Origin of the sequence: Sinorhizobium meliloti, assembly GCF_017876815.1 — a bacterium.
GTDB lineage: Bacteria > Pseudomonadota > Alphaproteobacteria > Rhizobiales > Rhizobiaceae > Sinorhizobium > Sinorhizobium meliloti.
In genome coordinates, this window is the sequence record NZ_JAGIOS010000003.1 from 605,374 (window position 1) to 616,972 (window position 11,599).

Annotated in this window: 11 protein-coding genes; 9 read left to right on the top strand and 2 right to left on the bottom strand. The window is 56.8% G+C overall.

All coding sequences use genetic code 11. The features are described 5' to 3' along the window. Positions 1-682 precede the first annotated feature (682 nt). The 9 genes from JOH52_RS29330 to JOH52_RS29370 all read left to right on the top strand — a co-directional run bounded on the left by JOH52_RS29330 (position 683) and on the right by JOH52_RS29370 (position 9,740). Positions 683-1,540, top strand: a complete 858-nt coding sequence (locus JOH52_RS29330; RefSeq protein ID WP_014531687.1) for an electron transfer flavoprotein subunit beta/FixA family protein — start codon at positions 683-685, stop codon at positions 1,538-1,540. A 10-nt stretch (positions 1,541-1,550) separates the two neighbouring features. Further along, the gene (locus JOH52_RS29335; protein WP_014528563.1) at positions 1,551-2,663 is read left to right on the top strand and encodes an electron transfer flavoprotein subunit alpha/FixB family protein; all 1,113 of its coding nucleotides are present in this window, start codon (positions 1,551-1,553) and stop codon (positions 2,661-2,663) included. Positions 2,664-2,674: 11 nt separating this feature from the next. Continuing rightward, positions 2,675-3,982, top strand: a complete 1,308-nt coding sequence (locus tag JOH52_RS29340) for an FAD-dependent oxidoreductase (RefSeq protein ID WP_003532765.1) — start codon at positions 2,675-2,677, stop codon at positions 3,980-3,982. Positions 3,983-3,994: 12 nt separating this feature from the next. Then, positions 3,995-4,291, top strand: a complete 297-nt coding sequence (locus JOH52_RS29345; protein WP_010967432.1) for a ferredoxin family protein — start codon at positions 3,995-3,997, stop codon at positions 4,289-4,291. Between the two features lie 221 nt (positions 4,292-4,512). After that, positions 4,513-6,138: a nif-specific transcriptional activator NifA gene (gene nifA / locus JOH52_RS29350; RefSeq protein WP_014531688.1), complete on the top strand. Its 1,626-nt coding sequence runs from the start codon at positions 4,513-4,515 to the stop codon at positions 6,136-6,138. A 216-nt stretch (positions 6,139-6,354) separates the two neighbouring features. Beyond that, the gene (gene nifB / locus JOH52_RS29355) at positions 6,355-7,827 is read left to right on the top strand and encodes a nitrogenase cofactor biosynthesis protein NifB (RefSeq protein ID WP_010967430.1); all 1,473 of its coding nucleotides are present in this window, start codon (positions 6,355-6,357) and stop codon (positions 7,825-7,827) included. Between the two features lie 31 nt (positions 7,828-7,858). Then, positions 7,859-8,053 carry a 4Fe-4S binding protein gene (locus JOH52_RS29360; RefSeq protein ID WP_010967429.1) on the top strand — a complete coding sequence of 65 codons (195 nt, stop codon included), beginning with the start codon at positions 7,859-7,861 and terminating at the stop codon, positions 8,051-8,053. Between the two features lie 187 nt (positions 8,054-8,240). After that, positions 8,241-8,447, top strand: coding sequence for a putative nitrogen fixation protein NifT (nifT, locus tag JOH52_RS29365; protein ID WP_003532756.1), 207 nt, complete (start codon positions 8,241-8,243; stop codon positions 8,445-8,447). 349 nt (positions 8,448-8,796) lie between these two features. Next, positions 8,797-9,740 (top strand): IS630-like element ISRm10-1 family transposase gene (locus JOH52_RS29370; protein WP_186808768.1). Its coding sequence is split into 2 segments (ribosomal slippage): positions 8,797-9,133 and positions 9,133-9,740, totalling 945 coding nucleotides; the frame shifts between segments, so codons are not numbered across the junction. Between the two features lie 368 nt (positions 9,741-10,108). Here JOH52_RS29370 and JOH52_RS29375 read toward each other — a convergent pair. Then, positions 10,109-10,747, bottom strand: coding sequence for a hypothetical protein (locus JOH52_RS29375; RefSeq protein WP_010967428.1), 639 nt, complete (start codon positions 10,745-10,747; stop codon positions 10,109-10,111). A 244-nt stretch (positions 10,748-10,991) separates the two neighbouring features. After that, complete coding sequence (locus JOH52_RS29380; protein WP_014531690.1) at positions 10,992-11,447, bottom strand: transposase; 456 nt, start codon at positions 11,445-11,447, stop codon at positions 10,992-10,994. Positions 11,448-11,599 lie beyond the last annotated feature (152 nt).

The window sequence follows — 11,599 nt, forward strand, 5'->3', positions numbered from 1 at the left end:
ACAATGGGCCGACACGACAAAGACTAAAACACGCCGGAATCTCCAAGAACGAAATACGTCGATCACATCAATGCTTTGTGATGACGTCAGTGGTTGGCACGGTTGATGCTGGAAGAGACAGAAACGCTGGCACACATATGATTGGAGCCTGGAGCGATACCATGCACCTCGTAGTCTGTATAAAGCAGGTGCCGGATTTCTGCGCGAATTCACGTCGCTTCAGTGACGAGCACGATCATGCGCCTTGGGAAGGCGCCGCACGCGCCTTGCCTTCCGATCGCGCAGACAATCCCCGTGCGAGTTGACATGCGCTGCCCTCTCAAAAAATGCCCGCCATTGCAACTGCGGCATTCATCACCTCCGCGTCCTATACGCAAAGAAACCAGTCGAGCGGATGATTGCCGCAGCCATATGACATTGTCCGTCGCCTCTGTCGGCCCCTCGACACAAATTGTTCCTTCAAGCATGCGGCCAATTTCCCGATCTAACTATTTGAAAGAAAGCAATTAGCATTATTTCAGTCACGTCTGCGACCTGGCACGACTTTTGCACGATCATCCCCCTAGGAAGCGGTAAGAAGACACAATATCGAGCAAGACAGTGAGGACCATTCCGGTTGCTGCTAACGCTTGCCAGCAACGGAAACGCTGGCACACATGTGATTGGAGCCTGGAGAGACACCATGCACCTTGTAGTCTGCATCAAGCAGGTGCCGGATTCCGCGCAAATACGCGTCCATCCGGTGACCAACACGATCATGCGACAGGGCGTGCCGACCATTATCAACCCCCATGATCTGGCCGCCCTAGAAGAAGCACTGAAGTTGTGCGACACGTATGGAGGCGAGGTTACCGTGGTGACCATGGGCCCTAAGATGGCCGAGGACGCCCTGCGCAAGGCACTCACGTTTGGCGCACACCGCGCCGTTCTCTTAACCGACCGCCATTTTGCAGGCTCGGATACGCTCGCGACCTCCTTCGCCCTTGCTCAAGCAATCGCGGAGATCGGCGAGACCTTCGGCACGCCTGATGTTGTGTTCACCGGCAAGCAGACGATCGACGGCGACACTGCCCAAGTTGGACCTGGAATTGCCAAGCGCCTCGACCTACAGCAGCTCACTTACGTGGCGAAGATTCTCTCCATTGATGCCGCTTCGCGCGAGATCACTGTTGAGCGGCGCGCGGAAGGCGGCTCGCAGATCCTGAGAACCGGACTACCATGCCTTGTCACTATGCTGGACGGCGCCGACGCCATCCGTCGCGGGCGTCTCGACGACGCCCTTCGCGCCGCGCGCACCAAGGTCGTCAAGTGGAGTGCGGCGGACGCCGGCATTGCAGAACCGGCCAACTGTGGCTTGCGAGGATCTCCGACGGTCGTAAAGCGCGTGTTTGCCCCAACTTCCCGCGAACAAAAGGCAAGGCAGATCGACACCACAAATAAGCCACTGCGTGAGATCGCGGACGGTCTGATCGCGGCAATCTTTGCCGACCAGCCGGCCTTGAAACACGATCTCGGCTTCCCAGGCAGCACGGGACAGTAAGGAGCACCAGATGTCGACCGAGAATCGTGAAGCCAGTTCCCAACCCTCCGGACGCGCCGCCATGAAGAAGGAGCTACCCAAGCAATTCCAGGACTATCGGAACGTATGGGTCTTCATCGAACTGGAGCACGGTCAGGTGCATCCCGTCTCCATCGAACTACTCGGTGAAGGCCGCAAGCTCGCCGACAAGCTGGGTGTCCATCTTGCGGGCGTGGTCATTGGGCCGCCGGGAGGACAGGGCACGGCAAATGCTATTGCGGACGCCTTCTCTTACGGCGCCGACCTCAGCTACCTCGTCGAGTCGCCGCTACTCGCCCACTATCGCAACGAGCCTTTCACCAAAGCCCTGACGGATCTCGTCTTGGCAAACAAGCCGGAAATCCTGCTTCTCGGCGCGACTACGCTCGGCCGCGATCTCGCCGGATCGGTGGCAACGACATTGAAGACAGGACTCACGGCCGACTGCACTGAGCTAAATGTTGATTCAGATGGTTCCCTCGCTGCGACCAGGCCAACCTTCGGAGGTTCCTTGCTCTGCACGATCTATACACTCAAGTGTCGACCGCAGATGGCAACCGTACGGCCGAATGTAATGGCCACGCCGCAACGCGTGAATAGACCAACTGGAAGCATCATCCGGCACGATCTGAAAATGCTTGAGGAGGAGATCGCGACCAAAGTCCTTGCCTTTTTTTCCGATTGCGACTCGACCATAGCCAATCTCGCCTACGCCGACGTCGTGGTTGCCGGGGGACTCGGTCTTGGAGCAGTGCAGAACCTTCAGCTCTTGAAGGATCTCGCACGAACGCTCGGCGGGGATTTTGGGTGTTCGCGGCCGCTAGTCCAAAAGGGGTGGATGCCGTTTGACCGGCAGATCGGCCAAACGGGCAACACGATCCGGCCAAAGCTCTATATAGCGGCTGGGATCTCGGGCGCCGTTCAGCACCGCGTTGGCGTCGAAGGATCTGACCTCATTGTTGCTATCAACACCGATCCGAACGCGCCCATCTTCGATTTCGCCCACCTCGGCGTTGTGGCCGATGCGATCAGTTTTCTGCCTGCCCTGACGGAAGTCTTCACTAAACGGTTGGAGCCACGCAATCTTGAGAAGTTTGTGCAGTGAGACAAGGACCAATGACAAAGGAAAAATTTGACGCCATCGTCGTTGGTGCCGGTATGTCCGGGAATGCGGCGGCTTACGCGATGGCTAGCCGTGGGCTAAAGGTGCTGCAGTTGGAGCGCGGAGAGTATCCGGGTTCAAAGAACGTCCAAGGCGCTATAATGTACGCCAACATGCTGGAGGCAATCATTCCAGATTTCCGGAATGACGCACCGCTCGAGCGGCATCTCGTCGAGCAGCGATTCTGGATAATGGACGATACGTCTCACACCGGGATGCACTACCGGTCAGACGACTTCAATGAGGTGACGCCAAACCGCTACACGATCATTCGCGCTCAATTCGATAAATGGTTATCGCGCAAGGTGTGCGAGGCTGGCGGCACGGTCCTGTGTGAAACAACGGCTACAGGACTGGAATGGGACAGTGCCGGGAAGGCGATAGGCGTCCGCACTGACCGCGCTGGCGACGTCGTTCTTGCAGATGTGGTCGTGCTCGCTGAAGGGGTCAACGGACTCCTTGGCACGCGCGCCGGCTTACGTGAGATGCCGAAGTCGAAAAACGTAGCCCTCGCGGTAAAGGAATTGCATTTCCTCCCCGAAGAGGTGATCGCAGAGCGCTTCGGACTGACAGGCGATGAAGGATGCGTGATTGAGGCGGGCGGTACAATTTCGCGCGGAATGGCAGGATTGGGCTTCCTCTACACCAATAAGGAGTCAATCTCACTCGGCATCGGCTGCCTCATCTCGAACTTCGCCGAGACCATGGAGAGACCTTACGCGCTTCTCGACGCCTTTAAACGCCACCCTTCAATCCAGCCGCTAATAGCAGGGTCGGAAGTAAAGGAATATGCGGCCCATCTCATTCCGGAGGGCGGTTTCAACGCAATACCGCGGCTCTGCGGTAACGGCTGGGTCGTCGTTGGAGACGCGGCGCAACTTAACAATGCCGTGCACCGCGAAGGGTCTAACCTTGCCATGGCATCTGGGAGGATGGCGGGAGAGGCGATTTCAATCATAAAGAGCCGCGGGGGGGTAATGGATAAGGCGAGCCTCTCTCTCTACAAAACGATGCTAGACAAGTCCTTCGTTGTTGAGGACCTGAGCAAACAAAAGGACATGCCTTCCCTGCTCCATACCAATTCCCCAAACTTCTTCACGACGTACCCGCAGCTGATATCGCATGCCGCGCAGAACTTCGTGCGCGTGGACGGCACGCCTAAGATTGAGAGGGAAATTGCGACCACCGCCGCCTTTCTCAGGGCACGATCCCGATGGGGTCTCGTCAGTGACGCGGTTCGCCTTGCCTCCGCCTGGCGCTAAAGGAGAAATGAGATGAAGACGGCAATCGCGGAGCGTATCGAAGACAAGCTTTACCAGAACCGCTATCTGGTCGACGCAGGGCGTCCACACATTACAGTGCGGCCACACCGGTCGCCAAGCTTAAACCTGCTCGCGCTCACGCGAGTCTGCCCGGCCAAATGCTACGAGTTGAATGAAACTGGGCAAGTGGAAGTCACTGCCGATGGCTGCATGGAGTGCGGCACATGCAGAGTGTTGTGCGAGGCAAACGGTGACGTCGAGTGGAGCTATCCACGAGGTGGCTTCGGTGTCCTCTTCAAGTTCGGATGAGCCACTCTAAGGTCGATTCACAAGCTAGATCGGCGTTCAATAGGGGGACGAAGTGCCAGGGATCCTTACAAGGAAACCAACTTACCTTCCGTAACTTTATCGCTCTCCGACTGTCAATACGCATACCTCCTAATATTAAGCGGGCGAGAAAATGACTAAGGTGCTCCCATCGCAACTCGTTCAGGGGAGTTAGTGCCCTGTCTGTACCTTCACAAAGAGACATGCGCAAACAGGACAAGCGCTCCGCCGAAATTTACAGCATATCAAAGGCTCTGATGGCCCCCACTCGTCTTGAGACCACGCTTAACAATTTCGTGAATACCCTCTCTTTGATTCTGCGCATGCGCCGCGGCGGACTCGAGATTCCGGCGTCGGAAGGAGAGAAAAAGATAACAGCGGCTACCCGCAACAGCGGGTCTCCTTCTGCCGCTGATTATACTGTACCAAAGGCCGCAATAGACCAAGTCATGACTGCCGGGCGGCTGGTCGTACCAGACGTTTGCAACTCTGAGCTGTTCAAGGATGAGATAAAATGGCGCGGAATTGGTCCGACTGCCTTCATCGCTGCGGCGGTGGAAGTCGATCACGAAACGGGCGGAATGCTGTGGTTCGAGTGCGCCGAAGAGTCCGATTCTGATTATGAGGAGGAGGTACACTTTCTTTCTATGGCCGCCAATCTTGCGGGGAGGGCCATTCGGCTTCATCGCACAATGAGCAGGCGTGAGCGGACATTTGCCGAAGAGCAGCAAGAACAACAGAATTCACGTGATGAGCAGAGCCAGAGTTCCGCCCGCCAGCGGCTGCTCAAGAATGACGGGATCATCGGGGAAAGTACCGCCCTCATGACGGCGGTAGATATCGCCAAAGTCATGGCAGAGACCAATTCAATCGTTCTCCTTAGGGGAGAAACAGGAACTGGCAAGGAATGCTTTGCGAAGCTAATCCACCAGCATTCGACTCGGCAAAAAAAGCCCTTCATCAAGTTCAATTGCCCCGCGCTGTCTGAGAGCCTTCTCGAATCAGAGCTGTTTGGACATGAGAAAGGTGCGTTCACCGGGGCTATTGCTCAACGAGTAGGCCGTTTCGAATCGGCGAATGGCGGAACGTTGCTGCTCGATGAAATCGGCGAGATTCCCCCGGCGTTCCAAGCAAAACTGCTACGCGTAATACAGGAAGGTGAATTTGAGCGAGTCGGCGGCACAAAGACGCTGAAAGTCGACGTCCGGCTCATATTCGCCACAAATAAGGATCTCGAAATGGCGGTCCAGAATGGGGAGTTCAGGGAAGACCTTTACTACCGCATCAGCGGGGTGCCCCTCATTTTGCCGCCCCTTAGGCACCGCGACGGTGACATTCCGCTCCTTGCAAGAGCATTCCTTCAGCGGTTCAACGAAGAGAACGGTCGTGATCTCCATTTCGCGCCGTCTGCGCTTGACCACTTGTCGAAGTGCAAGTTCCCTGGAAACGTTCGCGAGCTGGAAAACTGTGTGCGGAGGACTGCAACTCTCGCCAGGTCAAAGACGATCACTTCGTCAGATTTCGCCTGCCAAACGGACCAGTGTTTTTCTTCTCGCCTCTGGAAAGGCGTTCACTGTTCGCATGGCCACATTGAGATCGATGCGCCCGCGGGTACAACACCGTTGCTCGGAGCGCCAGCCAATGACGTTCCGCCGAAAGAGCCCGGATCCGCAGGAGTGGCATCCAATCTGATCGAGCGCGACCGGTTGATCAGTGCGCTGGAGGAGGCCGGTTGGAATCAGGCAAAGGCAGCTCGCATCCTCGAAAAAACGCCCCGGCAGGTCGGGTATGCTCTACGTCGGCATGGTGTGGACGTGAGAAAGCTCTAAGCTGCCGGTGAGATAAAGGCGTCGCGAGCGTCGCCTCTTTTCTCCGTCCTTTCGAAACACGACCGGATGCAATTCAACTTTGCCCTTGTCGGAAGTCCGACAAGCCTGTGAGCAAAGAGACAGGACCGAATCCAAAGACGCCAATCCATTGACGAAAAGGATTTGGCATAGCTGTTGCTGGTTGAATTGCAAAATCACCCTCCACTGGAGTTGTTCATGTCCACACCCATGATTTTGCGTGAGAGCCGGACCAGCACTACATTCTCTGACCAGTTGCTGGAGAACGCTAAATCGGTTGGCTGCTCACCCCCATCGACGGCGCCGGGCGACATAGATCCTGGAACTTGGGACAAGATTAAGAATCACCCCTGTTTTTCAGAGGAGGCGCATCACTATTTCGCGCGCATGCACGTGGCGGTCGCGCCTGCCTGCAACATCCAATGTAACTATTGCAATCGCAAATACGATTGCGCCAACGAAAGTCGGCCCGGTGTTGCCTCGGAAAAGCTCACACCTGACCAGGCGGTGCGAAAGGTGATTGCCGTTGCCAACGAAGTGCCTCAGCTGTCAGTGCTTGGCATCGCTGGGCCCGGCGATGCCTGTTACGACTGGAAGAAAACAAGGGCGACGTTCGAACGAGTGGCTAGGGAAATTCCCGACATAAGACTCTGCATCTCCACGAACGGGCTCTCGTTGCCGGACCATGTCGATGAGCTTGCCGAAATGAACGTCGATCACGTGACGATCACCATCAACATGGTCGATCCGCGTGTCGGCGTAAAGATCTACCCCTGGATTTACTATGGTCAGCGCCGCCACACTGGTATCGACGCTGCGAGAATCCTGCACGAACGGCAGATGTTGGGCCTGGAGATGCTAGCCGAACGCGGCATCCTCACCAAGGTCAACTCGGTAATGATCCCCGGCGTCAATGATGAGCACCTGATCGAAGTCAACAAAGTTGTGAAAGGAAGAGGCGCGTTGCTGCACAACGTAATGCCGCTAATTTCAAACCGCATACACGGGACCTATTACGGACTGACAGGGCAGCGCGGCCCGGAGGCCTTCGAACTGCAGGCCCTTCAGGACCGTCTAGAAGGAACCAAACTGATGCGTCATTGTCGACATTGCCGGGCCGATGCCATAGGCTTGCTCGGCGATGATCGTGGTCACGAGTTCACGCTCGCTGAAATCCCCGACGAGATAACCTACGATGCCAGCAAGCGACAGGCCTATCGCCAGTTGGTCGCGCGCGAACGCGGGGACCACCTAGTGGCCAAGAACGAGGCGAACAGAACGGTAATGTCGGTGGAATATGGCGGATCGCTTCTCATTGCCGTGGCGACCAAAGGCGGGGGCCGGATCAACGAACATTTTGGACACGCGAAAGAATTTCACGTTTATACCGTCTCCCAGAGAGGGATCAAGCTGGCAGGCCGCCGCAGGGTTGAGCAGTATTGCCTCGGCGGCTGGGGCGAGGTCGCCACCCTCGATCACATCGTCGTTGCGCTTGAAGGAATAGACATCCTGCTCTGCGTCAAAATCGGAGATTACCCAAGGAAACAGCTGACACAGGCCGGGCTTCGAGCGACGGAAGCTTATGGCCATGACTACATCGAGAGTGCGCTCGGCGCGCTCTACGCCGCCGAGTTTGGCATCGAACCACCGGTAAAGACGGCGACAGCTTGAGCTGCCCTCCGACTGAATAAGGAGTTTTAAAATGGCCTTCAAGATTATTGCATCTCAATGCACTCAGTGCGGCGCCTGCGAGTTTGAATGTCCGCGGGGGGCGGTCAATTTCAAAGGCGAGAAATACGTGATTGACCCGACCAAATGCAACGAATGCAAGGGAGGATTCGACACACAGCAATGCGCATCGGTCTGTCCGGTGTCGAACACCTGCGTCCCTGCCTGAGCTCCTACCAATATGTTCCGACAGAACTTCGATTTTAAGGTCCTGCAGCACAAAGAACGTGAGGAACCGCAAGAGGTTGTAGGAGAACAGGGTCGAAATTTGCGAGGCTCCACCAAACTATGTGTAGAAATAGCCTCCACTCGCGGGATGACTGAAACTGCCACCAGTCTTGCAGAACGGACAGATCATGAAAGTCACAATCCGCATAACCGGCGACGCCTTGTCGGCGTATATCCCTAAGAAGGACCTCGAGGAGCCGATCATTTCGGTGGCGAATGAAGACCTATGGGGCGGCTCGATACTGCTGAGGAACGGGTGGCGCCTGGCCCTGCCCCACCTTCCGCAGGACACTCGCCTGCCGGTTACAGTCGAGGCAAATATCCGGCGACACTGACCGGACATGAGTTGCGACATGGATGAGATTATTTGCCTGGAGCGGGATCAGGGGTTCCCATCATCGAGCGACCGCGCTCAGGTTCCTTCACGCGGTTGCATTTGCCGAGTTTTTTGATTGTTGATATTAATGAGTTCCCAAGGATCCCCGGGTGCAGCGGGTTCGTGACGCTGGTGCGATCGCGATGATACACATCGCCGCCGACACCATACGCGGGCCTAGTATCGATCCGATTGCAGCAGGGTCGAAGCAAGTGGAACGCTAGAGCACGTGCTGCGATCGATGAATCGATTGTGAAGTGACGACGCAGGCCGAAGCTGATTCAACATCCACAGCGAAGAGGTGGATGATGGGCCAGGCACTGAGCGACGATCTTCGAATACGGGTTTTGAAAGCGTCTGCAGCGGGCATGTCAGCTCGACAGGCTGCAGCCCGGTTCGGAGTTGGGATCTCGACAGCGATCCGCTGGATCGCGAGAGCGAAAGAGGGCGAGCTGACCCCTCGGCCGCAGGGCTGGAGGCGGCCATCGGCGGTAGACGCACACGAGGAATTTGTTGTCGCCCTGATCGAAGAGCGGAAGGACGTGACGCTCGATGAAATGGTCCAGCGCTTGTCCGTCGAACGGCAGGTGAAGATCAGCCGTAGCGCACTTGGCGCCTGGCTTCGAGGCCGAGGATGGACCTTTAAAAAAAGACCGCACACGCACTGGAGCAAGACCGGCCGGATGTCCTGAAGCGCCGGCGCGTCTGGTTTGATGGTCAGCTCGATCTCGATCCGGAGAAGCTGATCTTCATCGATGAAACCGGCCTTTCCACGAAGATGGCACGTCTGCGCGGGCGTGCACTGCGAGGCGAACGTTGCCGGGCCGGCGTACCGCACGGGCACTGGAAGACAACGACCTTCACCGGCGCCTTGCGCCTAACCGGAATGACCGCACCGTTTGTCTACGACGGCGCGATGAACGGCAACGTCTTCCTGGCCTATGTCGAACAGGTACTTCTGCCGACCCTTCAGGCCGGGGACGTCGTAGTCATGGACAACTTGCCAGCACACAAGACATCCGGTGTGCGGGATGCCATCGAGCGCGCCGGGGCCAAGCTTATGTTCCTCCCGCCCTATAGCCCAGACTTCAATCCCATCGAGAATGCATTCTCGAAACTGAAAGCCATGCTGCGAGGCCGCGCGGAGCGAAAGATCGATGCCCTGTGGGACGCAGTCGGCGCCTTGATACCCCGCTTCACTCCTGACGAGTGTGCCAACTACTTCAGGGCTGCCGGGTATGACCCGGATTGAACAGGATCTGCTCTAGTATTGAAATGTATGCCGGGGCCTTCCGGCGCTTGAGCTATTCGACGGGCCGACCCAGTCGCCGATAATCAGAACGATAGCGTGGCAACAGCGCGCTCCTGACCGAGCTGCCCGAGCATCCACTCAAGCGGCCGAACTCGATCTGCGCGAAGGCTGACTCCGCGCAACAATCGCCACACCGTTGTTCGGTTGCAAGCATCCGCACGATCAGCTTGAAGTGGCAGAGAATTTCGAGAGCGTTGCATCCCCCGCAGGTAGTCCTCGCCAACTTAGCAATGTCGGATTCTCATTTCCATCAGACACGTCGTCGAGATCCGAAAGGCGACATCAAGGTAGGGCAGCCTCTCCCGGGGCTATCCGCGAAACTCGGGCTCACGGGCTTTCCTGCCCGACGCTAGTGGCGCCACATCGCGTTCGGCATCAAATCGTTCGAGCATCTTCTTGAGCCAGAGGTTCTGTGCAAGAAGCAGTTCAGCTAGCAACCTCTTGAGGAGCTTGTTGTCCGCACCCAGAGCGGCAAGCTCGTCGAGGGAGATCGGATCGTCGACAGTCCTGGTCTGCGCTTTTCGACCCTCGTGCCCGACCTTCAAGTCGTGCAGGCGCTTCGTGCGATTTCGAGCAGTGCCCGACGTCGATAGACGCTGCGATGGCGTGTGGCGCTCCTTTGTCTGCGCAACCGCCTCGGTCGGAGTGTCGGCGACGCGATGCTGCGAGATCTCAACCTTCGTGCCGTTGGCACGTTGTATCTCTGGCAGCGCAACCTCGACACGGCCGTTAAGCGGCTCTGCATTGATCGGATCGACCAGCCTAGTTTCACGCGAGCCAAAGGTTCCACGTCCCTCATTTGAATTGAACGGAAGCGACGCCATATCTTCCACTTCGCGTGCCAAAGCCTTAAGATCCGTATCTCCCCAGATTGACTTCGTCTGTGCGTTTGGCTGTCGCCGCTTTGTCTTCTTTTCGACAACAAATGTCTGTTGTGGCCTCTTCATCTCTTTCGACCCCGAGCAAAGTGAAAACAGACGCGACACTGATGGCCCCGCGGGATTTCTGCTGGCGCACCAATATAGCCCTTCCTCGCGTGTTTCAATTGCTTCGCAACGCGCCACCGGCCCTGGACCCGGCAAGATTTTTGGGACAGCAGGGCTTCGTCTGGGCGAAAATGCCAAATCGGGAGCCCCTCGCGTAGCGCGGAGAACGACAAAGCAACGTCTTCCCGGGCCTTCCCGCTCCTCGTCAGTCCAAACCGAGCCTCTTGCGCAGTTCAGTATTTTCCGTTCGCAGCTTCTCCGCCAGTTGCTTGCGGAGCCTCTGATTTTCCTCTTCAAGCTGGACAAGCTCCGCGAACTCATCGCCAGCCGATAAGGGTGTAGTTCTCTCAATGTCCTCTCGCGCGGCTGACTTAGCAGCACTTTTCCAATGATAGTAGGTTTGCTCTGATATACCGGCGCTCTTGATAGCGTCCTTGAGGGTATTGCCTTCGCTGACTTTTGTCTCAATCAGCCTGAGCTTCTCGCTCCTCTCTTGCTCGCTATATCCCCTGCGTTTAGCGGCCGGCATCTTTGGTTGAGCTGGTTCGGGGGGCGCCTTCTGGGGCCGTGACGAGCTACGCTTCTTACCCGTTGGTGCTTTCACTTCTGCATCCGCCACTACAGCCGGAGCAACTGGCCCTGCATTACTTTCGTCAACCATCAGAAATCCCTCCTTTAGCATCCGAATGTTCTCGGCTGAGTGTTCCACAGAGTCAACCCAACTATTAGAATCCTGCTTTACGGATAATTGATGTTTGGGTGTTTGATCCAGGCTTTGATGATGCCTTATCATCGCCGCTTGGAGCAGAGGCA

Bases quoted from the DNA above. Each gene is read 5' to 3' on its own strand.
- JOH52_RS29330 (WP_014531687.1), top strand. From the start codon at position 683: ATGCACCTTGTAGTCTGCATCAAGCAGGTGCCGGATTCCGCGCAAATA.
- JOH52_RS29335 (WP_014528563.1), top strand. From the start codon at position 1,551: ATGTCGACCGAGAATCGTGAAGCCAGTTCCCAACCCTCCGGACGCGCC.
- JOH52_RS29340 (WP_003532765.1), top strand. From the start codon at position 2,675: ATGACAAAGGAAAAATTTGACGCCATCGTCGTTGGTGCCGGTATGTCC.
- JOH52_RS29345 (WP_010967432.1), top strand. From the start codon at position 3,995: ATGAAGACGGCAATCGCGGAGCGTATCGAAGACAAGCTTTACCAGAAC.
- nifA (WP_014531688.1), top strand. From the start codon at position 4,513: ATGCGCAAACAGGACAAGCGCTCCGCCGAAATTTACAGCATATCAAAG.
- nifB (WP_010967430.1), top strand. From the start codon at position 6,355: ATGTCCACACCCATGATTTTGCGTGAGAGCCGGACCAGCACTACATTC.
- JOH52_RS29360 (WP_010967429.1), top strand. From the start codon at position 7,859: ATGGCCTTCAAGATTATTGCATCTCAATGCACTCAGTGCGGCGCCTGC.
- nifT (WP_003532756.1), top strand. From the start codon at position 8,241: ATGAAAGTCACAATCCGCATAACCGGCGACGCCTTGTCGGCGTATATC.
- JOH52_RS29375 (WP_010967428.1), bottom strand. From the start codon at position 10,747: ATGAAGAGGCCACAACAGACATTTGTTGTCGAAAAGAAGACAAAGCGG.
- JOH52_RS29380 (WP_014531690.1), bottom strand. From the start codon at position 11,447: ATGGTTGACGAAAGTAATGCAGGGCCAGTTGCTCCGGCTGTAGTGGCG.